Below are 26,727 nucleotides of genomic sequence, written 5' to 3'. Positions count from 1 at the left end.
CCCCGTACGGGGTCGGCCGGGCACCGCATGCCCGCTCCGCGCCGCGCGGGCGGGGCGACCACCATCAGGGCGGCCCGACCGGCCCCGGGCGGACGGGCTCCGCACGAGAGAAGCACGAGGTAGCGATGCGCGACGACCTGCCCGACGACAGGCGCGACGAGATGCCCGACGAGATGCCAGACGAGATGCCCGACGACATGCTCGACCGGCTGATCGGCAAGCTGGACCTGGCGCGGAAGGTGCGCCTGCTCACCGGCTCCACGACGTGGCGGACGGCCGGCGAGGAGTCGATCGGACTCAGGGAGATGGTCTGCTCCGACGGCCCGGCGGGCGTGCGGGGCGAGGCGTGGGACGAACGCCGCCCCTCCGTCCTGCTGCCCTCGGCGTCGGCGCTCGGCGCCTGCTGGGACGAGGAACTGCTGAGGGAGCTCGGCGGCCTGCTCGCGGCCGAGGCGACCCGCAAGGGCGTCGACGTGGTACTCGCCCCCACCCTGAACCTGCACCGCTCCCCGCTGGCGGGCCGCCACTTCGAGTGCTTCTCCGAGGACCCGGAGCTGACCGGCCGTACCGGTGCGGCCCTGATCGCGGGGATCCAGGCCCGCGGAGTCGCCGCCACAGCCAAGCACTTCGTCGCCAACGACTCCGAGACCGAACGCCTCACAGTGGATGTCCATGCCGCGGAACGCGTGCTGCGCGAGGTGTACCTCGCGCCCTTCGAGGCCGCGGTGGAAGCCGGGGTATGGCTGGTCATGGCCGGCTACAACAGCGTCGCGGGCACCACGATGACAGCCCACCCGCTGCTGTCCGAGCCGTTGAAGGGCGCATGGGCCTTCGACGGGGTCGCCGTCTCCGACTGGGCCGCTGTCCGCACCGCGGAGGAACCGGCACGGGCCGCCCTCGACCTGGCCATGCCCGGACCCGACAGCCCCTGGGCGACCCACCTGGCGCGTGCCGTGGAGAACGGCCGGGTGCCCGAGGAGGCCGTCGACGACAAGGTGCGACGCCTGCTCAGGCTCGCGGTCCGCGTCGGCGCCCTCGACGCCGGCCCCCGCCCCCGCCCCGCCCCGGGGGCCGACGGGGCGCGCCGCCTGCTGCGCCGCGCGGTCGCGGCCGGAACGGTACTGGTACGCAACGAAGGGGTGCTCCCCCTCGACCCCGCCACCGTGCGGACCGTCGCCGTCATCGGCGAGCACGCTGCGTCGCCCCGCCTCCAGGGAGGCGGCAGCGCGGGAGTCTTCCCCGCGGGAGCCGTCACACCGCTCGACGGCATCCGCGCCGAACTGGAGGGGCGCGCACGGGTGGTGTACGCGCCGGGGCCCTCGCTGGACGTGCCCCCCTCGCCGTTGGGCACCGACCGCTGCACCGACCCGCGATCGGGAGAACCCGGTGTCCTCGTGCGCTGCCTGGACGCCGAGGGCCGCGAACTGTACGCCGAGCACCGCCTGTCGGGCCGGCAGCTGGAACCCGATCACGTTCCCGGCGCGCACACGGTGGAGATCAGCGCGCTGCTGTGCCCCGAGACCAGCGGGACATGGACCCTCGCCGTCGGCGGCTTCGGGCGGATCACCCTCGACATCGACGGGCGCCCCCTGCTCGACGGGGTCTTTCCCCGCGAGAGCGACGATCCGGCGATCGTGCACGTCATGCCTCCGCTCCACGCCGTACGGACCCCGTTGACCGAGGGGCGGACCGTCCACCTCGTCGCCCGCCGCGAACTCGTCGCCGACGCCGGACGGGCCACCGTCGTCGCCGCGGCGCCTCCGCGACGCGACGCGGCGGCCGCGACCGCCGACGCCGCGCAGGCGGCACGCGGCGCGGAGGCGGTGGTGGTCGTCGTCGGTACGACCGAGCACAGCGAGACGGAGGGCAGCGACCGCGCGGACCTCTCCCTCGGACACCCGCAGGACGAGCTCGTCCGCGCGGTCGCCGCCGCCAACCCGCGCACCGTCGTCATCGTCAACAGCGGCGGACCGGTGGAGTTGCCCTGGCGCGACGAGGTGGGTGCCCTGCTGCTCGCCTGGTTCCCCGGCCAGGAGGCCGGCGCCGGCCTCGCCGACGTGCTGTTCGGCCGCAGCGAGCCGGGGGGAAGGCTCCCCACCACCTGGGCGGCCTCCCTCGCCGACGCGCCCGTCACCCGTACGCGGCCCGTCGGGGGCCGGCTCGACTACGCGGAGGGCCTGCACATCGGGTACCGCGCCTGGCACCGCGCCTCGCGGGAGCCCGCCTACTGGTTCGGCCACGGCCTCGGCTACACCACGTGGGCGTACGAGGAGGTGTGTGCGCCGGAGCGGATCGAGGCGGGCGCCTCCTTCGCCGTACGGGTCCGGGTACGCAACACGGGGGCGCGGGCGGGTCGCGAGGTCGTGCAGGTGTACATGGCGCGCCCGGAGTCCGCCGTGGAACGTCCGGCATGCTGGTTCGTCGGCCACGCGGCGGTCCACGCGGACCCCGGGCACACGGCGACCGCCGAGGTGGTCGTCCCCGGCCGGGCCGTCCGGCACTGGTCCTCGCACGAGGGGGCGTGGCGCGTCGAACCGGGCGCGTACCGCCTCATGGTGGGGCGGTCGGCCGGGGACTTCGCCTGGCAGGCACCGCTCGGGGTGGACGGCTGAACACGGGCCGGACCCGGGCACGAGGGGCTCGTACAACGGCGGGACCGGGGCCCGGCCGGCGAGCGCGGACGCCGGCACGGGCGCCGGCACGGGCGCGGGGCTACTGCGCGCCCCGCTCCCGCAGCGCCGATGCCTCGCGCGGGGCTACTGCGCGCCCCGCTCCCGCAGCGCCGATGCCTCGCGCGGGGCTACTGCGCGGCCCGCTCCCGCAGCGCCGATGCCCAGGCCGGCGCGGGCTCCTCGGTCTCCGCCGGCTCCCGGTGCCCGCCGTGTGCGAAGAAGTCGGCGAGCGGCAGGATCGCCGCACCGACCGTGACGGCGTCGGGCCCCAGGGTGCCGAGGGCGATGCTCACGCGGGAGCCCGGGTAAGTGAGGGCGTAGGCGGCGGCGTGGGTGCGTACGGTGGCGAGGAAGCGGTCGCCGAGCTGAAGGCCGGCCCATCCTCCGACGAGGATCCGCTCGGGTTGGAAGAGGTTGATCAGGTCGGCGAAGCCCGCGCCCAGGTACTCGGCGGTCTCCTCCAGCACGGCCAGCGCGGTCGCGTCCGGTTCCGGGACGGCGCCGTCCGCGGCCGCGGCGGGGTAGGCGGCCGCGAGCATCTGGGTCAGAGCCGCCTCCTCGCCGGCCTCCAGGGCCGGCCGGCCGCCGGCTTCCGCCCAGCGCTGCAGCAGCGCCTCCGCCCCCGCGTAGGCCTCCAGGCAACCCTGGGCGCCGCAGCGGCAGCGGCGCCCGCGTACGCGCACCGTCAGGTGGCCCCACTCGACGGCGCGCCCGGGACGCATGTCGTCGTCGACGACGCAGGCGCCGACGCCCGAGCCGAAGAGCACCACGACCGCGTTGCTGGCGCCGCGCCCGGCGCCGAACCACATCTCGGCCTGCCCGAGCGTCTTGGCCCCGTTGTCGATGTAGTACGGCACGGACGGGGGCAGCGGCACGGACTCGCGCAGGAGCCGCTCCAGCGGTACGGCGTCCCAGCCGATCGTCTGCCCGTGGACCACGGCGCCGTCCGTCGCGTCCCTCTCGACGATGCCCGGCACACCCACGCCCACGCCGAGCAGCCGCTGGGGGTCGACGCCCGCCTGCCGGACGACCTCCTCGATGCCCTCGCGTACGTGGGCGACCACGACGGCGACGTCGTAGCGGTCCAGCCCGCGCGAACCGTCGACGCTGAGCGGCTTCTCCACCCGGGCGAGTTCGGTGAGGGCAAGGTCGAAGAGCTCGACCCGGACGCGCGTCTCACCGACATCGACGCCGATCATGCAGGCGCTGTCCTGCCTGATGCGCAGGAGGGTGCGCGGGCGGCCGCCGGCGGAGTCGACGCTGCCGGCCTCCTCCACCCAGCCCTCGGCCACGAGTTCGGCTACCACGTTGCTGACCGACCCCGAGCTGAGCCCGGTGGCCGGGCCGAGGGAGAAGCGGCTCAACGGCCCGTCGAAATACAACCGTTGCAATACCGCGGTGCGGTTCTCCCGCCGCAGGTCACGCACTGTACGGCCGCTGCGCACTCTCACCGTGCATCCCTCTTCCCCTAGGTCCTCCCCGCAACATACCGGTGCGGCACCTCTTGACGCGAACTTCTCCTGAGGTTTAACTCACATCATAAATTAAGCCGAGAGGCATCCAGTGGCCGCACCGCCCTCGCCCCCTCTCAGCTCAGCATCCCCGGAAAGGGACCCCAAGAGCCATGCGCAAAACCAGAGCCGCGGCTGTCGGCGCCGCCACCCTCTCCCTCGTCCTCGCGGCGGCAGCCTGCGGTGGGGGTTCCACCAGCGGGTCCGGCTCGAACGAGCAGCCCAGGACGCTCACCTACTGGGCCTCCAACCAGGGCGCCAGCATCGAGGTGGACAAGAAGGTCCTCCAGCCCGAGCTCGACAAGTTCGAGAAGCAGACCGGCATCAAGGTGAAGCTGGAGGTCGTGCCGTGGGCGGACCTCCTCAACCGGATCCTGACCGCGGCGACCTCCGGCCAGGGCCCCGACGTCCTCAACATCGGCAACACGTGGAGCGCCTCGCTGCAGTCCACCGGTGCCCTGCTCCCGTGGGACGCGAAGAACTTCGAGAAGATCGGCGGCAAGGACCGCTTCGTGGAGTCGGCGCTCGGCTCCACCGGCGCCCAGGGCCAGGACCCGGCGGCCGTCCCCCTCTACTCCATGGCGTACGCGCTCTACTACAACAAGAAGATGTTCGCCGACGCGGGCGTCGAGAAGCCGCCCGCCACCTGGGACGAGCTGGTCGAGACCGGCAAGAGGCTCACCAAGGACGACAAGGCCGCCCTCGGCGTGGAGGGCTCCAACCTCTCCAACAACATCCACCAGGTCTTCGTCCTCGGAAAGCAGCACGGCGCCGACTTCTTCACCCCCGAGGGCAAGGCCGACTTCACCTCCGACGGCGCCGTCGCCGCCGTCAAGCAGTACGTGGACCTCATGGCCGACAACAAGATCGTCGCTCCCGGCAACGCCGAGTACGCGCAGAACCAGTCCCTGAGCGACTTCGCCAACGACAAGACCGCCATGGTCCTGTGGCAGACCGCGTCGGCCACCTTCAAGGCCCAGGGCATGAGCGACGACGAGTGGGGCGTCGCCCCCGCGCCCGTCCCGTCCGGCACCCCGGGCTCCGGAAAGGCCACCAACTCCATGGTGGCAGGCATCAACATGGCCGTCTTCAAGAACACCAAGAACATCGACGGCGCCGTGAAGTTCGTCAACTTCATGACCGGCGACGAGGAGCAGAAGATCCTCAACACGGCCTACGGCTCCATCCCCCCGGTCAAGTCCGCGCAGCAGGACCCGGCGTTCAACACCCCGGCCCTGGCGGTCCTGCGCGACACGCTCGCCACCAGCGCCTCGGCCCTGCCGCAGGTCCCCGAGGAATCGCAGTTCGAGACCGTCGTCGGCACCGCCGTCAAGGAGCTGTTCGCCGAAGCGGCCGCCGGCCGGCCGGTGACCACCGACTCGGTCAAGGCCAAGCTTGAGAAGGCCCAGCAGCAGATGCCCAAGAAGTGAGTGCGGACACCCTCATGACCACCACCGCCATCGAGAAGACCGGCGGGCGGACCACGCAGCAGCACAACCCCGGGGCGACGCGCCGTCCGCGCCGCCCAGGGCGGCTCCGGGCCATCGGCCTGCCGTACCTGCTCCTGCTCCCCGCTCTGGTCCTGGAGCTCCTCGTCCACCTGATACCGATGGTCATCGGCATCGCCATGAGCTTCAAGGAACTCACCCAGTTCTACATCCGCGACTGGAGCACCGCCCCCTGGACAGGGTCGGACAACTACACGCTCGCGGTCGACTTCGACGCCCCCGTGGGCGAGGCACTGCTCACGTCCTTCCTCACGACATGCCAGTTCACCCTCCTGTCCGTCGGCCTGTGCTGGCTGATCGGCACGGCCGCCGCGATCTTCATGCAGGAGACGTTCCGCGGCCGGGGCTTCCTGCGCACCGTCTTCCTCATCCCGTACGCGCTGCCCGTCTACGCGGCCGTCATCACATGGGCGTTCATGTTCCAGCGGGACAACGGCATCATCAACCACGTCCTGCACGACCAGCTGGGCATCGGTGACAGCCCCGCGTTCTGGCTGATCGGCGACAACGCCTTCGTGACGCTGCTCGTCGTCTCGGTCTGGAAGGGCTGGCCCTTCGCCTTCCTCATCATGATGGCCGGACTGCAGAACATCCCCCGGGAGATCTACGAAGCCGCCGCCCTCGACGGCGCCGGCGTCTGGCAGCAGATCCGCCGCATCACCTTGCCGTCACTGCGCCCCGTCAACCAGGTCCTGGTCCTGGTGCTGTTCCTGTGGACCTTCAACGACTTCAACACCCCCTTCGTCCTGTTCGGGAAAGCGGCGCCGCAATCGGCCGACCTCATCTCGCTGCACATCTACCAGTCCTCGTTCCAGACCTGGAACTTCGGCACCGGTTCGGCGATGTCGGTCCTGCTGCTCCTGTTCCTGCTCGTCGTCACAGGCGTCTACCTGCTGGTGACCTCCCGCGGAAGGAAGACCGCAGATGCCTAGCCCCACCCGGCCGGCACCCCGCTCACCCATGGCCGCGCCGCGGTCCTTCCTCTGGAGCCGGGCGGTCTTCCTCACACTCCTGACCGGCTTCGTGCTCCTGCCGGTGTACGTGATGGTCTCCAGCTCCCTCAAACCGCTGGAAGACGTGTCGGGGAAGTTCCGCTGGCTCCCCTCGTCCCTGACCCTGGCGCCGTACGCGGACATCTGGGAGACCGTCCCGCTCGCCGACTACTTCGTGAACTCCCTGCTCGTGGCGGGCGCCGCGACCGTCTGCTCCGTCGTGATCGCCATATTCGCCGCCTACGCCGTCAGCCGCTACACCTTCCGCGGCAAGAGGGTCTTCACAGTGACGGTGCTGTCGACCCAGATGTTCCCCGGCATCCTCTTCCTGCTGCCGCTCTTCCTGATCTACGTCAACATCGGCAACGCCACGGGCATCGCCCTGTTCGGCTCGCGGGCGGGCCTGATCCTCACCTACATGACCTTCTCCCTGCCGTTCTCGATCTGGATGCTGATCGGCTACTTCGACTCCGTACCCCGCGATCTGGACGAGGCGGCCAAAGTGGACGGCTGCGGACCGCTCGGAGCGCTCTTCCGCGTCATCGTGCCCGCCGCGATCCCCGGCATCGTCGCGGTCGCCGTGTACGCCTTCATGACCGCCTGGGGCGAGGTCCTCTTCGCCTCCGTCATGACCAGCGAGACCACCCGCACCCTCGCCGTCGGCCTCCAGGGCTACGCCACCCAGAACGACGTGTACTGGAACCAGGTCATGGCCGCCTCACTCGTCGTGAGCGTGCCCGTCGTCGCCGGCTTCCTCCTCCTCCAGCGCTACCTGGTCACCGGGCTCACCGCGGGCGCGGTCAAGTAGCCCCGTTTTCGATCCCCATCGCTTCTTCGAGAGGTTTCCTGTGTCCGATCCGATCGACCTCGCCGCCTTTCCCCCCGACTTCGCCTGGGGAACCGCCACGTCCGCCTATCAGATCGAGGGCGCCGTCGCCGAGGACGGCCGGGGCCCGAGCATCTGGGACACCTTCTCCCACACCCCCGGCAACGTCGACAACGACGACCACGGCGACGACGCCTGCGACCACTACCACCGCTGGCCCGAGGACATCGCCCTGATGCGGACCCTCGGCACCGATGCCTACCGCATGTCCATCGCCTGGCCGAGGATCATGCCGCAGGGCGACGGCGCGGTGAACGCCGCCGGCCTGGACTTCTACGACCGGCTCGTCGACGCCCTCCTCGACGCGGGCGTCACCCCCTCCGTCACCCTCTACCACTGGGACCTGCCCCAGGCCCTGCAGGACCGCGGCGGCTGGACCGTACGCGACACCGCCCAGCACCTGGCCGCCTACACCTCCACGGTCGCCGAACGGCTCGGCGACCGCGTCACCCAGTGGGCCACCCTCAACGAACCGCTGTGCTCCGGCTGGATCGGCCACCTCGAAGGCCGCATGGCCCCCGGACTCACCGACCTGACCGCCGCGGTCCGCGCCTCCTACCACCTCCTCCTCGGCCACGGACTCGCCACCCAGGCCCTGCGCGCCGCGGCCCCCGGCGCACGGATCGGACTCGTCACCAACCACTCCACCGTCGAAGCCGCCTCCACCCGCCCCGAGGACATCGCGGCCGCCACCCGCATGGACGGCCACATCAACCGCTGGTGGCTCGACCCGGTCTACGGCCGCGGCTTCCCCGCCGACATGCGTGAGCTCTACGGCGTGGAACTCCCCGAACGCCCCGGCGACCTCCGTACGATCGCCGCCCCCCTCGACTGGCACGGCCTGAACTACTACTTCCCGGCCACCGTCGCCGACGACCCCGCCGGTCCCGTCCCGTACGCCGCCGAGGTCCGCCTCCCCGACGTACCCCGCACCGGCATGGACTGGCAGATCGACGCCGGCGGCCTGGAAGCCCTGCTGCTGCGCCTCACCGAGGACTACGGCGTGCGCAAGCTGTACGTCACCGAGAACGGCTCGGCCTTCCCCGACACCGCGGGCCCCGACGGGGGAATCCACGACCCCGACCGCAGCCGCTACCTGGAGCAGCACCTCGCGGCCTGCGCCCGCGCCGTCCGCAAGGGCGTCCCGCTCGCCGGCTACTACGCCTGGTCCCTCCTCGACAACTTCGAATGGGCCTACGGCTACGACAAGCGCTTCGGCCTCGTCCACGTCGACTACGCGACGCAGACCCGCACGATCAAGACCAGCGGCTACCAGTACGCGGAGATCATCCGCCGGCACCGGGCCGACACCCGCTGACAACCGGGGGCCGCGACCCGCGTGCGCCGCGGCCCGCGTGCGTCGCGACCCGCGTCGGCGCCCTCCCGGCAGCACCCTCCTGGCGGCACCCCCCCCCCGGCACCCGACCCGATCTGATCGGGCACAGAATGTCGGGTCCGGGGGGTGGAGCGCTGCCTAGCCTGGTGATCGTCACAAGGAAGGAAACCGGGAGCATGCTGGAGCGGCTGAACCAGGCCATGGAGCACATCGAGCGCCACCTCGACCAGAGCGTCGAGACGGCGGAGCTGGCGCGTATCGCGGCCACCTCGGAGTACCACCTGCGCCGGATGTTCTCCGCCCTCGCGGGCATGCCGCTGTCGGAGTACATCCGGCGCCGTCGGCTCACCCTCGCGGGCGCCGAGGTCCTCGCGGGACGCGAGGTACTGCTGGAGATCGCGGTGCGCTACGGCTACGGCTCGGGCGAGGCGTTCGCGCGGGCGTTCCGCGCCATGCACGGCGTCGGACCGGGCGAGGCCCGCCGTACCGGCGCCGCGCTCAACTCCCAGCCCCGGATGGCCTTCCGCCTCACCGTCGAAGGGAGCAGCAGTATGCGATACCGCATCGTGGACAAGCCGGACTTCACCGTCGTCGGGCTCAAGGCCCGGGTACCGCTGGTACACGCGGGACCGAACCAGGCGATCATCGATTTCGTCCGCGGGATCGATCCGCGGACCCTGGAGGGCCTGGAGAAATTGTCGGACCAGGAACCGCACGGCATCGTGGCGGTCTGCGACGACCTGGACCCCAGCCGCGCCGAGGGCACCGAACTCGACTACTACCAGGGTGTGATCAGCTCCGCCGACGCCCCCGACGGCGCGACCGCGTTGCCCGTCCCGGCCGGCACCTGGGCCGTCTTCACGACCTCCGGGCCGGTGCCCCAAGCCATCCAGGAGCTGTGGCGGGACGTGTTCACCGAGTGGTTCCCGTCGAACCCGTACCGCAGCCGCCCCGGCCCCGAGATCCTGCGCACCCGCCTGTCAGCCGACAGAACCGAGGCCGAGGCCGAGTTGTGGCTCCCGGTGGAGCACGAGCACGTCTGACGACCGAAACAACCCGCGCGAACGCCGTCCGCGAGCGGCCTGCCCGGAAGGCGCCGCGGCACGGATCACCGGGGGGACTTGGGCCATTCAGCACCGATCGCGGACCGGTCGCCGTCATGATGATCGCCTTCAACGGGAGGGGATCGACGGTGGGTCGTCAGGACGACGCGGACGCGCTCGACGCCACGCTTATGGAGCAGCTGCTGCCGCCTTCAGCGGTACGGGCGTTGAGCGCGTGGCTGTCCGGCACGGGTGCCCCGTACGCGGCAGGTGCGGGCAGCCAGGCTGTGCCGTACGTTCCGGGGCGCTGGTCAGGTATCGAGCCATGGCCTGACCAGTTCCCCGAGCGGTCGCACGCGGATGTCGTGACGGTCGATCGCGCTCAGGTCGTCGAGGCTGTCCGAGAGGCGGCAGCCAGGGGGGAGTGGGCCCGCGCCCTCGTGGCCTCGTACGTCTGGGGGCAGGGCAGAACGGGCTACGGGCCGCACCGCCTCCGCGCGGTGCTCGCGGAGCCGAATCTGTCCGACGTCCTGGCGCGGGCGGGCACTGCTCTCAGGAGTGAGGGGGCGGTGGAGGCCTACCGTCTGCTATCGGGAGCCGTGAGGGGCTGGGGGCCGGCCTTCTTCACGAAGTACCTCTACTTCCTCAGTGTGGCGACGGACGCGCCGGGAACTCCTCGCGCGCTGATCCTGGACCAGCGGGTAGCGCGTGTCCTGCGTGCCCGGGCGACGCGGGTCGGGTTGGATGCCGAGGTGGCGTCCGCGCCGGACACCGCCGCCTGGACCTGGTCCGATGCCGGCTGGACCGCGCACCGCTACGGGGTGTACCTGCGGTGGATGGACGCCGCGGCCGGGCAGCTCGCCCGGTCAGGTGCCGGGTGGCCCGCGGCGCGTCCGGACCTGCTGGAACTGGCCCTGTTCAGTGGCGCTTGGAATCCGGCCGAGTGACGCCCCGTACACCGGGACTCGCCGGACGCGACAGCCGGGGATTCACGCGCCCGCGTAGTGGGCGGCGTAGGCGTCGCTGGGCGGGACGACGGTGATGACGTCGACGAGCACACCGTCGGGCGCGGCGACGATGAAGTGGCGCTGGCCGAACTCCTCCGTACGCAGCGGCAGCACCTCCGGCAGGCCGCCCTCCACCACGAGCCGCTGGTGCTCGGCGTCCACGTCGCCCACCTCGAAGTTCAGCAGCAGTCCGCCGGTGAGCGCGGTCCGGTGGCCGGCGGGGACGGTCGGGTGGGCGTGGTCGAGAAGGGCCAGCTCGTACTGAGGGGCGTCGGGGCGGCGAAGGCTGACGTACCAGTCCGCGTCGAAGGTCACCTCGAAGCCGAAGTGGCGGGTGTAGTAGTCACGGGAGGCCGCGACATCCCGGGTGGCGAGCACCGGGTAGAAGCCGCCGAGCCCGGTCGCGGGCAAGGTGGCGTATTCGTTCGTCATGGGCGAGGCCCTTCGGGTCGGTTTCGCATACCGAGGGTATGTGAGGAGTGGCGTTAGCATACCCCCGGTACGTGAAATGGAAAGGGCGGTGCGCGCGATGGCGGTGAACCGGGCGGAGCAGCGGGCAGCCACGCGGCGGGCTCTACTGGCCGAGGGGCGACGGCGGTTCGCCGCTGACGGGTACCACGAGGTGGTACTGGCGGAGGTGGCCCGGGCCGCCGGAGTCACCAAAGGGGCCGCCTACCACCACTTCGACAGTAAAGCGGGGCTCTTCCGGGCCGTCGTCTCCGAGGTCCAGCGGGAGCTGGGCGAGCGGGTCGCGATCGCGGCCGAGCGGCACGAGGGCCTCTGGGAACAGCTACGGGCCGGCTGTCGGGCCTTCCTGGCGGCGGGGACCGACCCGGCGGTGCGGCAGATCCTCCTGGTCGACGCGCCGACCGTGCTGGGCTGGGAGGAGTGGCGGGCCCCGGACGAGGAGTCCTCCGCCCGGCACCTCGCGGAGGCCCTGACGGCTCTCGCGGCGGCCGGGATCATCGCGGAACAGCCGGTGGAGCCCCTGGCCCGACTGCTCTCGGGTGCGATGAACGAGGCCGCGCTCTGGATCGCACGGGGCGGAGACCCGCAGGCCGCGGAGCAGGCACTCGACCGGCTCCTGGTCGGGTTGCGCACCTCGGCGTAACCCGGCCCGGCGTGCGCGTGCCCTCCGCGGTGCCGGGGGAGGGTTGGTGTCTCCGACACCGCTTCACGGCGCGGCACGGCACGGCACGGCTATGCGGCGCCCGCCGCCGTCAGCAGGGCGACCGGCAGGAGCAGGATCCACTGCGGCAGCCGGAGCAGCGGCTTGGACCAGCCGACGGACAGGGTGATGACAAGGAAGGCCGCCGCATAGGCGAGGAAGTGCGCGGCCACGAACCAGGCGACCAGGTCGGTCCCTGCCGCGCCGTTCGCGAGCGCGAGGTAGACCAGGGCGACGGCGGAGAGCACCAGGTCCACCGTGACCATGTGCCAGACGGCGTGCAGGACCCGCTTGGGCTCGTCCGCGAGACCGCAGGAGAGCAGGGGTCGCACGACGTCCCGCCCCCCGGCGACGGCGTGTACCGCGGCCACGCCGGACGCGGTGATGCCTGCTGCGAGAAGCCAGCTGTTCATCGGATCTCGATTCCTTTGGCTACGACAGCGGCCAGCCGGCCGGCCAGTTGTGCGGTCGGGTGTTCCCCGACCAGCCCGATGTGGAAGAACACCGCGCCGGCCAGGGTGTCCAGAACCAGGTCCACGGGTGTTTCGTCCGCGATCTCCCCGCGCAGCACAGCGCGTTCGAAGACTCCCAGCAGCCGTTCCTTCGACGGGGCCAGGAACTCGCCCCGGATGCGCGCCTTGAGGACCGGGTCGGCGGCGAAGTCGGCGAGCAGCCCCGGGAGCGCCGCTGCGGCGGCAGGCGCGTGGAACTCCTCGATCAAGCCCTGCAGAAGTACGGCCAGGTCCCCGGCGAGCGTTCCGGTGTCCGGTACCGGGGCCAGGTCGGTGCTCGTGAACACCGCCTCGAAGACCAGCTCCGGCTTGCCCGACCAGCGCCGGTAGATCGAGTCCTTGCCGACCCGGGCGCGCGCGGCCACGGCGCCGATGGACGTCGCGGCATATCCGACCTCGGCCACCAGCTCGGCGGCCGCGCTGACGATCGCCTCGTGCGAACGGGGATCCCTGGGACGGCCCCTGGGGGGCGAAGATGGACTCATAAAATTACCTTACGGGTCGACCCGTATCCTTACAAGCGCCACGTCACCTGCCCCCCTCAACCGAGACGGTCACGGTCCAGGCGCCGTTCACGCAGGCGGTCCCGGTAGTCGGTCGACTTGGTGATCGGCCTCGCGGCCTTGTGGTACTTCTCGCGCACGATGGCAAGGTGGCTGGCCACAGTGCTTTGACAGCCTGGTCGAGCCGCAGTCGTGGGACCAGGCCGCGAGGCGTCTGTCCGGCGACGCATCGGCCTGTGCGCAGGAACGCTGACCCGCGTCTGTGGGGGTGCCCGACTGGGTCAGGGCGGTGCCGGGTGCGTGGGGGGATGCTCGGTTGTCCGGCGGGGGCGGGTTGGGGGTCGGTTCGTGTGTCGCAACCTCTCCGGATGCGCGGCGTTGTACTCCTGTTGGTCCCCCTCGGTCAGGAGCGCCGCGTGACACCTACCTCTTTACCCGCCGCCGACAGCCTGTTGCGCCAGACCCTCGGGGAATGGCGGATCGGGCTGGTGGCCTGGCGGCTGCTCGTCCTGCAGACCGCGCACCCGGTCGTCGCGGCCGGAACCGCCCGCTTCTCCACGTACCGGGCCCACCCGTGGCGGCGGATCGAGCACACCATGGACAGCGGGAGCCGGTTGTTCTTCGCCGGCCCCGAGGAGCGGCGGCGCGAGATCGCCCGGCTGGAGCGTGCGCATCGTAGGATCCGCGGCACCGATGACGCGGGACGTCCGTACAGCGCGGAGGACCCCGAGGTTCGCGCCTGGGTGATGCTGACGCTGTACGAGGCCATGACCGCCATGCGCGAGCTGTCCGGCGACCCGCTCGACTCCTCCGAACTGGACGTGCTGTACGCGGAGTTCAAGGAGGTCTGCGCCGCTCTCGGCATTCCCGCCGAGGTCCTCCCGGCGACCGCCGCCGACGTACCGGCCCACGTGGACCGGACCGTCCGCGAAGTCCTCGAACTCGGCGAGCCCGTACGCTACTTGCTCTTCGACATGCTGCGCGAAGCTCCCGCCCCCCGCCGACTCGGGCGGCTCCGGCCCGCCTGGCCGCTGCTGCGCGCCGTCGCCGCCGGCGTGCTGACCACCCTGACCGTCGCCGACCTGCCGCGGTCCTGGCACGAACGGTTCGGCACACCCCGTACCCGCGGGGCCGCCGCCCTGTCCTGGACGGTGCACCGCGGTATGCGGCAGGTCATGACCCGGCTGCCGGACCGCCGGCGCTACCGCGGCCACTCCGAGGAGGTGGACCGGCAGCGCCCCGCGTCCCGGAGGCCCACCGCGGCCCCGCGCCTGCCCCGGCCGCGTACGGTCGACTCCCGCCCGGCACGGCTGGAGGCGTTCTTCCGGCAGGTACTGGACCAGACCGGGGACGGGCGGGTGGACTCCGCCGACCTCCAGGCCATGGTCCACAACGTGTGCTGGCAGTTGGAGCTCCCCGTCGAGCGCGAGGACCAGCTGTACGCGGCCTTCGAGTCCTGGTGGGAGCAGCTGCGGGCGGGCGTGGACACGGACGAGGACGGCGCGGTGGAGTGCGCCGAGTTCGTCGCCGCGATGCTCAAGGGCATCGACGCGGACTGCGACTACCTCGACCGGGGCCTCACACCGGCGGTGCGCGCCCTGTTCCGGACCGCCGATACCGACGGCAGCGGCTACCTGTGCGCGGACGAGTACCGCGTCCTGTTCGCGGGCCCGCGCGTCCATCCCGCCGAGCTGAACGACGGCTTCCGGCAGTTGGACGGGGACGGGGACGGCCGGATCAGCGAGGAGGAGTTCGTCGCCGCGTTCACCGACTTCTTCACCGCCCGAGCCGACACCGCCGCAGGCGTGGCGCTACTGGGCCGCCCCTGACGCCGGCCCGGACCGCGAGCACCGGCCCGGACCGCGAGCACTGCTCCGGACCACGAACAGCGATCCGGAACGCGAACGCCGGACCGGACCGCGAGCAGCCGAGGCGCGTTCCTCCATGCCGTTCCCGGCGGCCGCGGCGCGTCAGCGGTTACGACTTCGTCGATTCCGCCGCGCGCCGGGTCCGGCTGGGGAACCATGCTTCAACATGTTGATCTACGCTTTCCGTGACGCTCACGGAACCTGGCACGGCGACCGGCACGCCGCGATCCACACCGCCCAGCCCGAACGGGGCACCCTCACCCTCCCGCACACCCCGCCCGGCGAGGCACCCGGACTCTTCGACGGCCAGCGTCTCGACGTCCTGTACGCCGCCTGCGACCTGGAAGCCGGCCAGGACAGCTACCGCCTCGATGACGGCCGCCTCATCGTGGCCGCCTGGCACGTCCACGAACTCCTCTCCCCGGCATATACGCCTTCGCCCGCCGAACCCGCTCATGCCTTACCCGCGCCCGCGCCCGCGCCCCAGCGGACGTCCAGCCTCCAACTCGACGTCAGCAGCGCAGACCGCAGGTACAACCTCGGCGTCGACTTCCTCGCGGAGGGGCGCGTGGAGATCACCGCCGTCGTCTGCACCCTCGACGGCATCGTCGAGGGCGAACTCACCGGCGAGCTGGATGCCCGCGACCTCGGCGAGATCGGCCGCCTCATCGCCTCCGTGCCCGCCACCCCGCCCGGTCGGAGCGCCGCCCCGCAGGGCTCCGCCGCACCCCTCAAGGCCACCCGCCACGGCGACGCGTGGACGCCCGAGACGCACGACTACCTGCGGGAGCACTACCGGGCAGGCAGAACGCCCGCGGAGCTGGCACAGGACCTCGGACGCAGCGAGAAGTCCATCCGCTGGAAGCTCTACGGCCTCCACCTGGCCCCGTATCCCGCCGACCTCGTGCCCGATCAGCGGACCTCACCGCAGCCCGAACCGAGCAAGGCGTACACAGTGGAAGAGAAGCGGCTGGCACACCCCAACGCCTACAAACCCTGGACCCCCGCCGACGAAGAACGCCTCCGGCGACGGTGCGCCGAGGGGGTGCCCCTCGCCGACCTGGGGCAGGAGTTCGGCCGCGACCAGGGCGCGATCGCCTCGCGCCTGTTGAGGATCGACGCGGAAGGACCCGCCGCCGACGAAGCGCGTCGAGCGGGCTGACCGGGGCCGCTCCACTGCGGCGCGGACAACGGCCGCGTACCCGTTCGACCGTGTACCCGTTCGACCGCGGCCCGGGGTCGCGTTGTCAGTAGGAGACGTCGATGTAGTCGATGTCGGTGAGTTCGACTTCGAGGTCGTGCGCGCGGGCGCCACCGTCCTTGAAGTACGTCTCCTGGAGGCCCTCCGCGACGATGGCGCGCAGTTCCGGGTCACCCGCGCCCTGCTGCTGGGCGTCGAAGAGGCGTTGCGCGTACGCGGGCGCGAGGTGGACGGTGAGGCGGCGCATGCGGCCGTCGTCGGTGGTGCCGACGGGGGCGGTGTAGCCGAAGCGGGCGCGGGTCTCGACGGTGATGCCGGTGCGGGCGGCGGCCTGCTTGCGCCGCCGGTTGCGTACCACCGGCTGCCAGCGGGAGCGCACCGCCGCGTCGATGCGGTCCGCGATGGCCTTCGGCGGGGTCTTCCGCTCGCCCGTGCGGTAGCGCTCGATGGACCGTTGGCTGACGCCGAGCTCCTGCGCGACGGCCTTGGTGGTCTTCAGCCTGCCCAGCAGGAAGTTGATGCGGCCTTTCAGTGTTCTGGGCGGCTCCCGGGTGAAGACCTCGCGGCCCGCACGCTCCAGGGCGTCCTCGATGTCCCCCACGGGCCTACTCTCCTTCGTCCGTGACAGCGTCGCCGCCCTTGATGTGGCGGGCAGGGTTCAGGCCCTTCTCCATCAGGTCCACGGCCCAGGCCATCTCCTGCACGCCCTCGACCTTCGCCAGGCCCGGCGTCGACCCGAGGCGGAACGCGCCGGGCAGCGGCTTGCCCGAGGTGGTGTAGGGCAGGAAGTCGAGCGGGCTCGGGCCGGGGGAGGCGTAGACGACGCAGTCGGACAGGACAGCGAGGGGGTACCGGCCGGTGGCCCTGGCGGTGTTCGCCATCTTGCGGTGCATGTTGACGCGGGCCTTGGAGATGACGGCGGCCCGGATGTCGGGGCGCCAGGTCGGCCGCTCCAGCGCGGGCCAGCGTTCCCCGTCCCGGTAGTGGCGCCCCTGGGGGCGCTCGCGGAGCTTGCCGATTCCGCCCTTGACGGTGGCCTTGATCGCGGTCAGCACGGCCGCCATCGCGGGGTCGGCGTCCTTGTGGTGCTCCATCGCGGCGAGGAGCTGCCGGTCGTCCAGGTCCGGGGTGACCCCGAGGTCGGCGAGGGTGTCGGCGTAGGCGGTCTTGAGGCGGTCGTGCCACGGGTCGAGGTACGCGCCCGTCTCCCGCCGCAGGTACCCCTCGATGGGGGCGACGTCGTGGCCCAGCTCGACCGCGTAGGCGACGGTGTGCGTCTGGTACCAGGCCGGCCCCTGCGGCCGCCGTCCGGAGGGGGTGAACGGCGACGGCAGCCGCGGGTCCACCTCGATCCCGGACAGGTCGACCAGCCAGGAGCCGGGGATCTTCTTGTTGAACGCCGGGCGGTGGAAGTGGTCGGCGGCGGACAGGCCGACGACCAGGCGCGCGGAGGCGGCGAGGAACGCGGTGTTCAGGTCCAGGCCGACCGCGTACGGGAGCAGGCACTCCTCATCCGTGAGCAGATCGACGTCGCGCACCCACTGGAACGCCTCCTCGTCCAGGAACCCGCTCGTCCAGCCCTGTGCGACGGGGTGCTCGGTAGGCGCCTCCGGCGGGGCAGGATCGACCGGTTCGGTGCCGAGTGAGCCCGGGTTGCAGTCGGACTCCCACTCACCCGTGGCCTCGTTCTTCACCGCCCGGGTGGGCGGCCGCAGCGCGGTCATGAGTTCGAGCCCGGAGGTGGCGGTGGAGCCGCGCGGGGTGATGACCCGGGCCGCGTACGTACCCAGTACGCGGGCGATGTCGGCCGGCTCCATGTCGGCCACGCCGGGCCAGGACCGGGCGTCGAGGGCGTCCCAGGACAGGATCGCGAGCTGCACGCACTGCCGTTGCCCGGCCTGGGCGGGGCGGTAGACGCGGGCCCACGGGCCGAAGCCGCGCTTGGTGAGTTTCCACTTCGCCCGCATGATCTGCTTGACGACCGGGTGGTCCTCCGCCAGGCGCAGGGAACGGCGCTCCTCGTGGCCTTCCAGCCGTTCCGGGAGCCCGAGCCGCACGGCCGCCGCCGCGGTCAGTACGACCAGCGGATCCGCGTCCTTCCCCGAGCGGTTCAGCCGCGTCGCGCCGAGTCCGGACTCCGCGAGCGTCCACTCGACCAGCTGCACGAGGGTGGTGGCCGGGCAGTCCAGCACGACGCCGTCCACGCCGTACGCGGTCCCGTCGCCGTCCAGGACCGCCAACGGGCCGTGGGGGAACCGCGGATCGGCCGCGGCGGGCTGTACGCGGGCCCGCGCCGGGCGGCGGGAGGTCGCGGGCGGTACGGCCGCACCCACCGCCGCGACCGGCCCGACCGGCCGCGGCGGCGCAGCCGCGGTCACGGTCACGGCAGCTGCGGCGGGCGCGACCGCACCGGTGCCGGTACCGGCGGCCGGCTCGGCCCGGGCGGCGGAGGTCTCCGGAGCGGCGGAGGTCGCCGGAGCCGCCGCCGGCGCCGGCTCGGGGGCGGGCGGCGCCGGATAGCGCTCGGCCCAACCGTCCAGCAGCCGCTGGTACGCCTGCAGGCGCGGCGGCCTCGGCTCCGAGCGGCCGTTCTCCCAGTTCTTCACCGTCTGCGGCGTCGACTTCAACGCCGCCGCCAGACGCGCCTGCGTGACCCCGGCCGCCTCACGCAGCCGTGCCCGCTCCGCCGGAGACGGCAACCGCGGCGCGCCCTCCAGCAGCGCGTCCACCGCGTCGAACAGCTCCTCCTGCGTGGCCAATCCCTCCACCTCCGCCCCGCACCCTAGCGTAATTAACCCATCCAGCGGGCTGAATTTAACCCGTGCGGAGTGTCGGCGCAGCGCAGAGCGCCGCCCGTCACGCTGGTGGGGGTGGGGGGAGGGCTCGGGACAGGTAGGCCGACGTGCGGCCCGTGCCCGTCGCCGCCACCTGGATCGGGGTTCCCGCCGCCACCACCCGGCCGCCCTCCGCGCCGCCGCCCGGGCCCAGGTCGATGACCCAGTCGGCGCCCGCCACCACCGCCATGTCGTGCTCCACGACCACCACCGAGTGCCCGGCGTCCACCAGGCCGTGCAACTGGCGGGTCAGTACCCGCACATCCGCGGGATGCAGCCCGGTCGTCGGCTCGTCCAGCAGGTACAGCGTGTGGTCCCGGCGCCGCCGCTGGAGCTCCGTGGCCAGCTTGATGCGCTGCGCCTCGCCGCCCGACAGCTCCGTGGCCGGCTGCCCCAGCCGCAGGTAGCCCAGCCCGATCTCCTCCAACGCCCGCAGGCTGCGCGCCGCCGCCGGGACCTCCGCGAAGAAGACGGCCGCCGACTCCACCGTCAGCGCGAGCACCTCCGCGATGTCCAGCCCCGCGTACCGGACCTCCAGGGTCTCGGCGCTGTACCGGGCGCCCCCGCACACCGGGCACGGGGCGTACGTGCTCGGCAGGAACAGCAGCTCCACCGAGACGAAGCCCTCGCCCTGGCAGGTCTCGCACCGGCCGCCCGCCACGTTGAACGAGAACCGGCCCGCCTTCCAGCCGCGCGCCCGCGCCTCCGGGGCCGCCGCGAACAGCCGCCGCACCACGTCGAACAGGCCGGTGTACGTGGCCAGGTTGGAGCGCGGGGTCCGACCGATCGGCTTCTGGTCCACCTCCACCAGCCGCCGTACGGGGTAATCCGGATCGGCGAGCCGTCCGGCCACCTCCGCGGCCAGCACCCCGCCCACCAGGGTGGACTTGCCCGACCCCGACACCCCGGTCACCGCCGTGAACACACCGAGGGGGAACTCCGCCTCCACGTCGCGCAGGTTGTGCAGCCCCGCGCCGCTCAGCCGCACCGATCCGCGCGCCCGGCGCACCTCCCGCGGCCCCGGCGCGCCTCGGACGGCCCCGGCGGACCCGGCCGCCCTGGCGGGACCGCCGTCCGCGAACAGGTACCGGGCCGTCGCCGACTCCGTGACGTCCGCCAGCCCGGCGGGCGGACCGCTGTACAGCACGCGCCCGCCGTGCTCCCCGGCCAGCGGGCCGACGTCCACGAGCCAGTCCGCGTGCCGCACCACGTCCAGCTCGTGCTCCACGACGAAGACCGTGTTCCCGGCCTCCTTGAGCCGGTCCAGCACGCCCAGCAGCGCCTCCGTGTCGGCCGGGTGCAGTCCCGCCGACGGCTCGTCCAGCACGTACACCACCCCGAACAGGCCCGACCGCAGCTGCGTCGCCAACCGCAGCCGCTGCAGTTCGCCCGCCGACAGGGTGGGCGCGGTGCGGTCCAGGCTCAGGTACCCGAGCCCCAGTTCGGCGACCGGCCCGATCCGCGCCCGCAGGTCCTCCGCCAGCACGCGCGCCGCCTCCCCGGCCACCCGCGCGGTGGCCAGTACGCGGTCCAGGTCGGTCAGCGCCATCGCCGCCAGGTCGGCGATGCCGTGGCCGGCGAAGGTCACGGCCAGCGCCTCCGGCCGCAGCCGCCCACCCCCGCAGGCCGGGCACGGCGCGTCGGTGAGGAATTTCTCGGCGCGGGCCCGCAGCGTGGCGCTCCTGCTGTCGGCGAACGTGTGCATGACGTAGTGGTGGGCGCTCATGTACGTGCCCTGGTACGGCCGTTGGATCCGGTCGGCGTCCCGCACCGGGTGCACGGTCACCACCGGCCGCTCCTCCGTGAAGAGGATCCACTGGCGGGCCTCCGCCGGCAGCTCCCGCCACGGCCGGTCCACGTCGTGGCCGAGCGCCTCCAGGATGTCCCGCAGGTTCTTGCCCTGCCAGGCTCCCGGCCAGGCGGCGACGGCACCCTGCCGGATCGACAGCGACGGGTCGGGGACGAGCAGGTCCTCGTGGGTGCGGTGGACGCGCCCGAGGCCGTGGCACGAGGGACAGGCTCCGGCCGCCGTGTTGGGGGAGAAGGCGTCGGAGTCGAGCCGCTCGGCCCCGGGCGGATAGGTGCCGGCGCGGGAGAACAGCATCCGCAGGGAGTTGGACAGCAGGGTGACCGTCCCCACCGAGGAACGCGAACCGGGGGAGGAGCGGCGCTGCTCCAGCGAGACCGCCGGCGGCAGCCCGGTCACCGAGTCCACCTTCGGCGCGCCGATCTGGTGGATGAGGCGGCGGGCGTACGGGGCCACCGACTCGAAGTACCGCCGCTGGGCCTCGGCGTAGAGCGTGCCGAAGGCGAGGGAGCTCTTGCCGGAACCGGAGACGCCGGTGAACACCGTCAGCGCGTCGCGCGGAATGTCGACGTCGACGCCGCGCAGATTGTGCTCCCGCGCGCCCCGGACGCGTACGCAGTTCTCGGCCGCGGCCGACGGTGCGTGCGTGGATTCGGGTGCGGAAGCGGGCGCGAGGTGGCGCGCGGGCTCGGGGTGCGGAGCGGGGGGCGGCTCGGGGTGCGGACCGGCTCGGTCACCGGCGGAGGGGCGCATTCGTCCCACTTTAGGGCCCGGGCGGGCCCGGCTGTCCGGACAGGCCCGCGATCCGTGCCAGCCGGCGGTAGGAGTCGAGCAGTGCCGTCCGGTCCCAGGTGGACGTGGTGACGAGCAGCTCGTCCGCGCCGGTGGCCTCGGCGATCACGGCGAGCTCGGCCGCGACCTGCTCCTCGGTGCCGTGGACGTGCCCGGCGAGCGCCCCCTCGTACAGCTCCCGCTCCTTCGTGCCCATGGCCGCCACGTCGATCCCCTCGGCCGGGCGCAGTGGCGGGAAGCTGCCCCGGGTCCGGGACCGGGCGAGGGCCCACGCCTCGGGGACCAGGATCCGCCGCGCCTCCTCCTCGGTGGCGGCGACGGCGACCGTGCCCGACACCACGACGTACGGCCGGGCGCCCGGGGTGGAGGGCCGGAACCGGGCCCGGTAGGCCTCCACGGCCGCGATGAGCCTCGCGCGCGAGCGCAGATCGCCGACCACCATCGGCAGCCCGGCCCGGGCGGCGATCTCGGCGCCCTCGCCGGTGGCCAGGACGTAGGCCGGTATCCGCAGTCCTTCCGCGGGACGGGCGTGCACCTCGGGATGGGCGCGCTGAGTGCCGTCCAGCCAGCCCAGCAGCTCGGTCAGCTGCTCCTCGAAGCGGTCCGCGTCCCCGGTGTCGCGGCCCAGCGCCCGCCGGATGCCGTTGGTGAAGCCGACCGAACGGCCGAGCCCCATGTCGATGCGGCCGGGGAAGAGGGACTCCAGGACCCCGAACTGCTCCGCGACCACGAGCGGCTGGTGGTTGGGCAGCATGACCCCGCCCGTCCCGACCCGGATCCGCCCGGTCGCCGCGGCGACGGCCGCGGCCAGCACGGTCGGGGCGGAGCCGGCGACGCCGGGCACGCTGTGGTGCTCCGACACCCAGAACCGGTGGTAGCCGAGCTCCTCCGCGAAGCGCGCCAGGTCCACGGTGTCGCGCAGGGCCCGCGGGGCGTCGTACCCCTCGCGGGTACGGGACCGGTCGAGGATCGAGATTCTTCGGATCACACAGGTCTCAACATCCTGGAACCGCCAGGATTCCCGCGCCCTAGGGTGTTCCCATGAGCGCGAACGACACCCCCGGGCCGCTGGCCGTCTTCGACATCGACAACACGCTCGCCGACACCGGGCACCGCCAGCACTTCCTGGAGCGCCTCCCCCGCGACTGGAACGGCTTCTTCGGCGCCGCGCCGGCCGATCCGCCGCTCGCGCGCGGGATCGCCCTGGCGGTGGAGAGCGCGGCGGACTGCGAGGTGGTCTACCTGACCGGCCGGCCGGAGCGCTGCCGGGCGGACACGGAGGAGTGGCTAGCCCGCCACGGGCTGCCGGCCGGGCGGCTGTGGATGCGGGGCAACCAGGACCGGCGCCCGGCGCGGACCACCAAGCTGGAGGTGCTCAAGCGGATCTCGCGGAACCGAGAGGTGCGGATGCTCGTGGACGACGACGAGCTGGTCTGCGGGGCCGCGCGGGCGGCGGGCTTCCGGGTGGTCCTGGCGGACTGGGCCGCGGAGGCGCCGGAGCTGAAAACCGCCCAGGAGACGGAGGGCCGCACCTGACCGCCGGCGCCCGCGTCCGACCGCCCGCGCCCGCCGCCCGCGCCTCCGCGCCGAAAGCCCGACCCCGAGCGCCGAAAGTCCGACCCCGAGCGCCGACCGCCCGCGCCCGACCGCCCGGGCTGAGCGCCGCCCGCGGGCGCTACTCCTCGCCGTCGAGGCGGAAGCCGACCTTGAGGCCCACCTGGTAGTGGGCGATCTCCCCGTTCTCGATGTGTCCGCGTACCTGTGTCACCTCGAACCAGTCCAGATTCCGTACGGTCTGGCCCGCGCGGGCGATTCCGTTGCGGATGGCCTGATCGATGCCCTCGTGGGAGGTGCCGACGATCTCGGTCACCCGGTACGTGTGGTTGGACATGGGGGTCTCCCGACACTGGGTGGCTGTTGCCTCGTTCTACGGTGCCCCAGTAAGTCCGCCTTCGCGAACTCTGTGCTGAGAATTTCGAGCGAAAGGGCCTTGACCCGCCTATTGGTCTATGCCAATTTCAAGCCATCTGCGATCTGTCCATCCGAAGGTGAACTCGTGAAGAAGCGCCTCCTCGCCCTGTGCACCGTCCTCGCGGCCGCGACCGCGCTCACCGGCTGCAGCCAGTCGGGAGGGGCGGATCCGGGCGCGCACAAGGTGACGCTCTGGCTCATGAAGGGCAGCGCCTCGGACGATTTCATCAGCACCTTCACCGCCTCGTTCGAACGCGAGCACCCGGGTGTCGACCTGGAGGTCAAGATCCAGGAGTGGGTGGGCATCGGCGACAAGGTCAACGCCGTCCTCGACGGCACGAGCAAGGAGAGCGCCGACGTCATCGAGGTCGGCAACACCCAGGTCGCCCAGTACGTCGAGACCGGCGGGCTCTCCGAGCTCACCCTGGAGGGCCTGCGCGCGTGGGAGAGCAAGGACTGGCTCAAGGGCCTTTCCGAGCCGGGAAGCGTCAACGGAGCCCAGTACGGGGTCCCGTGGTACGCCGCGAACCGCGTCGTGATCTACCACAAGGACCTGTTCGAGAGCGCCGGGATCAAGGCCCCGCCCAAGACCCGCCAGGAGTGGATCCAGGCCACGCAGAAACTCGACAAGGGCGACCAGCAGGGCATCTACCTGGCGGGCCAGAACTGGTACGTCCTCGCCGGCTTCATCTGGGACGAGGGCGGCGAACTGGCCGTCGAGACCAGCGGCCAGTGGGTCGGGGCGCTCGACGAGGACCGGGCCCTGGCCGGCATGGAGTTCTACAAGCAGCTCCAGGCCCTCGGTGACGGCCCGAAGGACGCCGACGAGGAGACGCCCCCGCAGGCACAGGTCTTCGCCCGCGGCCGGGTGGCGCAGATCATCGCGACGCCGAGTCAGGCGGCCGAGATCGAGGCGGCGAACCCCGCGCTGAAGGGCAGAATCGGATTCTTCCCGATACCCGGCAAGACGGCCGACAAGCCCGGAGCCGTGTTCACCGGCGGATCCGACCTGATCATCCCCGAGCGCACCGGGCACCGGAAGAGCGCCGTGAACGTGATCACGGCCCTGGTGAGCGAGAAGTGGCAGACCGAGCTCGCCCGCACGATGAGCTACGTGCCCAACCGCACCAACCTCGCCCACGTCGTCAAGGGCAACGAGGGCGCCGAGAACATGGCCCCGGGTGCCGCGCAGGGCCGGGCCACCCCGAACTCGGCCCGCTGGGCGGAGATCGAGGCCAAGAACCCGATCAAACCCTTCATGACGGCCGTGCTCACCGGACAGGACCCCAAGCTCGCGGCCAAGACGGCCTCCGACACGATCAGCACGGTGCTCAGCTCCGACCGCTGACGGCTGGCGACTGACCGCTGACCGGCGGCCGCCGCCGGGCCCCCGGCGAGTTCAGCGTGCCCACATCCGGGGGCCGCTGCGCGGTCATGTCGAATCCAGCCGGTCACGGAAGAAGTAGGGGGAGCCGGGTCGCACCACCGCGACCCGGCCGCCCGTGCCCGGATCAGGAGCCGCCATGACCATCGCACCCCTGTCCCCGTCCGCCGCTCCCCCCGCCCCCGCTCCCCTCCCCGCGCCCGCCGTCCCCCGCTACGCCGTCCGCCTCGCCCGCGACGAGGACGAGGTACGGGCCGCGCAGCGCCTGCGCCACCAGGTCTTCGCCGGCGAGCTGGGCGCCCGCCTCGACGGCCCCGAGCCGGGCCTCGACAGCGACGCCTTCGACGCGTACTGCGACCACCTCCTCGTCGTCGAGGAGGAGACCGGACAGGTCGTGGGCACCTACCGGCTGCTGCCCCCGGACCGGGCCGCCGTCGCCGGACGCCTCTACTCCGAGGGCGAGTTCGACCTGTCCGCCCTCGCCCCCATCCGCTCCGACCTCGTCGAGGTCGGTCGCTCCTGCGTCCACCCCGACCACCGCAACGGCGCCGTCATCGCCCTCATATGGGCCGGCCTCGCCCGCTACATGGACCGCTCCGGCCACAACTGGCTGGCCGGCTGCTGCTCGATACCCCTCGGCGACGGCGGAGTGCTGGCCGCCGCGACCCGCACGACCGTCCTGACCCGCAACCTCGCACCCGAGGAGTACCGGGTCACCCCCCACCTCCCCTGGAACCCCGAGGGCATCGCCTTCCCCGAGCGCGCGGAGCTGCCCCCGCTCCTGCGCGGCTACCTCCGGCTGGGCGCCTGGGTCTGCGGCGAGCCCGCGCTCGACGCCGCGTTCGGCTGCGCCGACCTGTACGTCCTGCTCTCCCTGCGCCGCACGAACCCCCGCTACCTCAAGCACTTCCTCGCGCTCGCCCCGGGCGCATGAACGGCTGGTTCCCCACCTCGCCGTGCACCCCCGAGGCCTGCGCGGGCCACCCGGAGCGCAGGGCGAGCACGGCCGTCGCCGTACTCCGGCTCACCGCCGCCGCCATCCTGCTCCTGGCCGGGATCCTGACCGCCCCGGCGCTGCGGCTGCTCGCGGCCGGCCCCCGGCACACCCTGGTACGGGCCTGGTCGGTCGCCCTCGTACGGGCCTTCGGCGTACGCGTCTCCATGCACGGCAGCCCCGGCCCGGCGGGAGGCCGCCTCGTCGTCGCCAACCACATCTCCTGGCTGGACGTCCCGCTCATCGCCGCCGCGCTGCCCTGCCGGATGCTGGCCAAGAGCGATATCCGGGCCTGGCCCGTCCTCGGCCGCGTCGTCGGGCGGTCCGGGACCCTGTTCATCGAACGCGACCGGCTCCGGGCCCTGCCCGGCACCGTCGACACCGTCACCCGCGCACTTCTGGCCGGGGACCGGGTCACCGTCTTCCCCGAGGGCTCCACCTGGTGCGGGCGCGCGCGGGGGACCTTCCGGCGGGCCGCCTTCCAGGCCGCGCTGGACGCGCGGGTCCCCGTACAGCCCGTGCGGATCACGTACGCGGGGCACGACGGGGAGCCCGCCGGGGCGCCCGCCTTCGTCGGGGACGACCCGCTGACCGCCTCGCTGTGGCGGATCGCCCGGGCCCGCGGGATCCACGCCGAGGTCCGGCTGGAGCCGCGGATCCCGCCGGGCCGGCACGCGGACCGACGGGACCTCGCGGCAGCGGCGCAGGCCGCCGTGGGCGGCGCGCGCGTGGACCGTG

At 72.7% G+C, this 26,727-nt stretch carries 23 protein-coding genes and 1 pseudogene; 14 read left to right on the top strand and 10 right to left on the bottom strand.

The window, feature by feature from the left end:
• Nucleotides 1-185 precede the first annotated feature (185 nt).
• Nucleotides 186-2,612 (top strand): beta-glucosidase, encoded by a 2,427-nt coding sequence (locus ACFWUQ_RS04220; protein WP_384532507.1) that lies wholly within the window; start codon nt 186-188, stop codon nt 2,610-2,612.
• A gap of 188 nt (nt 2,613-2,800) precedes the next feature.
• Here ACFWUQ_RS04220 and ACFWUQ_RS04215 read toward each other — a convergent pair whose 3' ends face one another.
• The gene (locus ACFWUQ_RS04215) at nt 2,801-4,123 is read right to left on the bottom strand and encodes an ROK family protein (RefSeq protein WP_384532483.1); all 1,323 of its coding nucleotides are present in this window, start codon (nt 4,121-4,123) and stop codon (nt 2,801-2,803) included.
• Nucleotides 4,124-4,296: 173 nt separating this feature from the next.
• Here ACFWUQ_RS04215 and ACFWUQ_RS04210 point away from each other — a divergent pair, with 173 nt between their 5' ends.
• The 6 genes from ACFWUQ_RS04210 to ACFWUQ_RS04185 all read left to right on the top strand — a co-directional run bounded on the left by ACFWUQ_RS04210 (nt 4,297) and on the right by ACFWUQ_RS04185 (nt 10,895).
• A complete protein-coding gene (locus tag ACFWUQ_RS04210; protein ID WP_384532480.1) occupies nt 4,297-5,613 on the top strand; it encodes an ABC transporter substrate-binding protein in 1,317 nt (438 codons plus the stop codon).
• Nucleotides 5,614-5,627: 14 nt separating this feature from the next.
• Nucleotides 5,628-6,623 (top strand): carbohydrate ABC transporter permease, encoded by a 996-nt coding sequence (locus tag ACFWUQ_RS04205; protein WP_384532477.1) that lies wholly within the window; start codon nt 5,628-5,630, stop codon nt 6,621-6,623.
• Nucleotides 6,624-6,651: 28 nt separating this feature from the next.
• Entirely contained in the window at nt 6,652-7,491 is an 840-nt protein-coding gene (locus tag ACFWUQ_RS04200) for a carbohydrate ABC transporter permease (RefSeq protein WP_384532504.1), read from the top strand.
• A 40-nt stretch (nt 7,492-7,531) separates the two neighbouring features.
• Complete coding sequence (locus tag ACFWUQ_RS04195; protein ID WP_384532474.1) at nt 7,532-8,887, top strand: GH1 family beta-glucosidase; 1,356 nt, start codon at nt 7,532-7,534, stop codon at nt 8,885-8,887.
• A gap of 194 nt (nt 8,888-9,081) precedes the next feature.
• Nucleotides 9,082-9,948, top strand: coding sequence for a GyrI-like domain-containing protein (locus ACFWUQ_RS04190; RefSeq protein WP_384532471.1), 867 nt, complete (start codon nt 9,082-9,084; stop codon nt 9,946-9,948).
• Nucleotides 9,949-10,064: 116 nt separating this feature from the next.
• Nucleotides 10,065-10,895: a hypothetical protein gene (locus ACFWUQ_RS04185; protein WP_384532468.1), complete on the top strand. Its 831-nt coding sequence runs from the start codon at nt 10,065-10,067 to the stop codon at nt 10,893-10,895.
• A 42-nt stretch (nt 10,896-10,937) separates the two neighbouring features.
• On the opposite strand, the gene ACFWUQ_RS04180 is transcribed toward ACFWUQ_RS04185, so the two are convergent.
• Nucleotides 10,938-11,387 carry a VOC family protein gene (locus tag ACFWUQ_RS04180; protein ID WP_384532465.1) on the bottom strand — a complete coding sequence of 150 codons (450 nt, stop codon included), beginning with the start codon at nt 11,385-11,387 and terminating at the stop codon, nt 10,938-10,940.
• 97 nt (nt 11,388-11,484) lie between these two features.
• Here ACFWUQ_RS04180 and ACFWUQ_RS04175 point away from each other — a divergent pair, with 97 nt between their 5' ends.
• Complete coding sequence (locus ACFWUQ_RS04175; protein WP_384532501.1) at nt 11,485-12,066, top strand: TetR/AcrR family transcriptional regulator; 582 nt, start codon at nt 11,485-11,487, stop codon at nt 12,064-12,066.
• A gap of 89 nt (nt 12,067-12,155) precedes the next feature.
• On the opposite strand, the gene ACFWUQ_RS04170 is transcribed toward ACFWUQ_RS04175, so the two are convergent.
• The 3 genes from ACFWUQ_RS04170 to ACFWUQ_RS04160 are packed head-to-tail and all read right to left on the bottom strand — an operon-like array spanning nt 12,156 to nt 13,299.
• Nucleotides 12,156-12,536, bottom strand: a complete 381-nt coding sequence (locus ACFWUQ_RS04170) for a hypothetical protein (RefSeq protein ID WP_384532464.1) — start codon at nt 12,534-12,536, stop codon at nt 12,156-12,158.
• Complete coding sequence (locus tag ACFWUQ_RS04165; RefSeq protein ID WP_384532461.1) at nt 12,533-13,120, bottom strand: TetR/AcrR family transcriptional regulator; 588 nt, start codon at nt 13,118-13,120, stop codon at nt 12,533-12,535. Before ACFWUQ_RS04165 ends, ACFWUQ_RS04170 begins: the two co-directional genes overlap by 4 nt.
• 56 nt (nt 13,121-13,176) lie before the next feature.
• The gene (locus ACFWUQ_RS04160) at nt 13,177-13,299 is read right to left on the bottom strand and encodes a hypothetical protein (protein ID WP_384532458.1); all 123 of its coding nucleotides are present in this window, start codon (nt 13,297-13,299) and stop codon (nt 13,177-13,179) included.
• A gap of 255 nt (nt 13,300-13,554) precedes the next feature.
• Here ACFWUQ_RS04160 and ACFWUQ_RS04155 point away from each other — a divergent pair, with 255 nt between their 5' ends.
• Entirely contained in the window at nt 13,555-14,967 is a 1,413-nt protein-coding gene (locus tag ACFWUQ_RS04155) for an oxygenase MpaB family protein (RefSeq protein ID WP_384532455.1), read from the top strand.
• A gap of 205 nt (nt 14,968-15,172) precedes the next feature.
• Nucleotides 15,173-16,168, top strand: a complete 996-nt coding sequence (locus tag ACFWUQ_RS04150; protein WP_384532452.1) for a hypothetical protein — start codon at nt 15,173-15,175, stop codon at nt 16,166-16,168.
• Nucleotides 16,169-16,253: 85 nt separating this feature from the next.
• On the opposite strand, the gene tpg is transcribed toward ACFWUQ_RS04150, so the two are convergent.
• The 4 genes from tpg to ACFWUQ_RS04130 form a co-directional block, all read right to left on the bottom strand.
• Nucleotides 16,254-16,808, bottom strand: coding sequence for a telomere-protecting terminal protein Tpg (gene tpg / locus ACFWUQ_RS04145; protein ID WP_384532450.1), 555 nt, complete (start codon nt 16,806-16,808; stop codon nt 16,254-16,256).
• A gap of 4 nt (nt 16,809-16,812) precedes the next feature.
• Complete coding sequence (tap, locus tag ACFWUQ_RS04140; RefSeq protein WP_384532447.1) at nt 16,813-18,966, bottom strand: telomere-associated protein Tap; 2,154 nt, start codon at nt 18,964-18,966, stop codon at nt 16,813-16,815.
• 97 nt (nt 18,967-19,063) lie between these two features.
• A complete protein-coding gene (locus tag ACFWUQ_RS04135) occupies nt 19,064-21,601 on the bottom strand; it encodes an ABC transporter (protein ID WP_384532445.1) in 2,538 nt (845 codons plus the stop codon).
• Nucleotides 21,602-21,611: 10 nt separating this feature from the next.
• Nucleotides 21,612-22,628: an MsnO8 family LLM class oxidoreductase gene (locus ACFWUQ_RS04130; protein ID WP_384532442.1), complete on the bottom strand. Its 1,017-nt coding sequence runs from the start codon at nt 22,626-22,628 to the stop codon at nt 21,612-21,614.
• Nucleotides 22,629-22,681: 53 nt separating this feature from the next.
• Here ACFWUQ_RS04130 and ACFWUQ_RS04125 point away from each other — a divergent pair, with 53 nt between their 5' ends.
• Nucleotides 22,682-23,176, top strand: a complete 495-nt coding sequence (locus ACFWUQ_RS04125; protein WP_384532439.1) for a hypothetical protein — start codon at nt 22,682-22,684, stop codon at nt 23,174-23,176.
• A 139-nt stretch (nt 23,177-23,315) separates the two neighbouring features.
• Here the strand turns inward: ACFWUQ_RS04125 and ACFWUQ_RS04120 are convergent, their stop codons facing one another.
• Nucleotides 23,316-23,531: a dodecin gene (locus ACFWUQ_RS04120; protein ID WP_384532436.1), complete on the bottom strand. Its 216-nt coding sequence runs from the start codon at nt 23,529-23,531 to the stop codon at nt 23,316-23,318.
• 165 nt (nt 23,532-23,696) lie between these two features.
• Between ACFWUQ_RS04120 and ACFWUQ_RS04115 the strand changes: the two genes are divergently transcribed.
• The 3 genes and pseudogenes from ACFWUQ_RS04115 to ACFWUQ_RS04105 form a co-directional block, all read left to right on the top strand.
• Nucleotides 23,697-24,959 carry an extracellular solute-binding protein gene (locus ACFWUQ_RS04115; RefSeq protein WP_384532433.1) on the top strand — a complete coding sequence of 421 codons (1,263 nt, stop codon included), beginning with the start codon at nt 23,697-23,699 and terminating at the stop codon, nt 24,957-24,959.
• 175 nt (nt 24,960-25,134) lie between these two features.
• The gene (locus ACFWUQ_RS04110; protein ID WP_384532431.1) at nt 25,135-25,929 is read left to right on the top strand and encodes a GNAT family N-acetyltransferase; all 795 of its coding nucleotides are present in this window, start codon (nt 25,135-25,137) and stop codon (nt 25,927-25,929) included.
• Nucleotides 25,926-26,456, top strand: a pseudogene (locus ACFWUQ_RS04105) (lysophospholipid acyltransferase family protein); the annotation flags it as partial. The gene ACFWUQ_RS04110 and the pseudogene ACFWUQ_RS04105, both read left to right, overlap by 4 nt.
• Nucleotides 26,457-26,727: the final 271 nt, after the last annotated feature.

The sequence above is a fragment of the Streptomyces sp. NPDC058662 genome, assembly GCF_042716255.1.
GTDB lineage: Bacteria > Actinomycetota > Actinomycetes > Streptomycetales > Streptomycetaceae > Streptomyces.
Note: the sequence above shows the minus strand (reverse complement) of the source record. Positions and strands in the feature narration are given on the sequence as shown.

Coding starts and splice junctions, on each gene's coding strand:
- ACFWUQ_RS04220 (WP_384532507.1), top strand. CDS start 186: ATGCCCGACGACATGCTCGACCGGCTGATCGGCAAGCTGGACCTGGCG.
- ACFWUQ_RS04210 (WP_384532480.1), top strand. CDS start 4,297: ATGCGCAAAACCAGAGCCGCGGCTGTCGGCGCCGCCACCCTCTCCCTC.
- ACFWUQ_RS04205 (WP_384532477.1), top strand. CDS start 5,628: ATGACCACCACCGCCATCGAGAAGACCGGCGGGCGGACCACGCAGCAG.
- ACFWUQ_RS04200 (WP_384532504.1), top strand. CDS start 6,652: ATGGCCGCGCCGCGGTCCTTCCTCTGGAGCCGGGCGGTCTTCCTCACA.
- ACFWUQ_RS04190 (WP_384532471.1), top strand. CDS start 9,082: ATGCTGGAGCGGCTGAACCAGGCCATGGAGCACATCGAGCGCCACCTC.
- ACFWUQ_RS04185 (WP_384532468.1), top strand. CDS start 10,065: ATGATGATCGCCTTCAACGGGAGGGGATCGACGGTGGGTCGTCAGGAC.
- ACFWUQ_RS04180 (WP_384532465.1), bottom strand. CDS start 11,387: ATGACGAACGAATACGCCACCTTGCCCGCGACCGGGCTCGGCGGCTTC.
- ACFWUQ_RS04175 (WP_384532501.1), top strand. CDS start 11,485: ATGGCGGTGAACCGGGCGGAGCAGCGGGCAGCCACGCGGCGGGCTCTA.
- ACFWUQ_RS04170 (WP_384532464.1), bottom strand. CDS start 12,536: ATGAACAGCTGGCTTCTCGCAGCAGGCATCACCGCGTCCGGCGTGGCC.
- ACFWUQ_RS04165 (WP_384532461.1), bottom strand. CDS start 13,120: ATGAGTCCATCTTCGCCCCCCAGGGGCCGTCCCAGGGATCCCCGTTCG.
- ACFWUQ_RS04150 (WP_384532452.1), top strand. CDS start 15,173: ATGTTGATCTACGCTTTCCGTGACGCTCACGGAACCTGGCACGGCGAC.
- ACFWUQ_RS04135 (WP_384532445.1), bottom strand. CDS start 21,601: ATGCGCCCCTCCGCCGGTGACCGAGCCGGTCCGCACCCCGAGCCGCCC.
- ACFWUQ_RS04125 (WP_384532439.1), top strand. CDS start 22,682: ATGAGCGCGAACGACACCCCCGGGCCGCTGGCCGTCTTCGACATCGAC.
- ACFWUQ_RS04120 (WP_384532436.1), bottom strand. CDS start 23,531: ATGTCCAACCACACGTACCGGGTGACCGAGATCGTCGGCACCTCCCAC.
- ACFWUQ_RS04110 (WP_384532431.1), top strand. CDS start 25,135: ATGACCATCGCACCCCTGTCCCCGTCCGCCGCTCCCCCCGCCCCCGCT.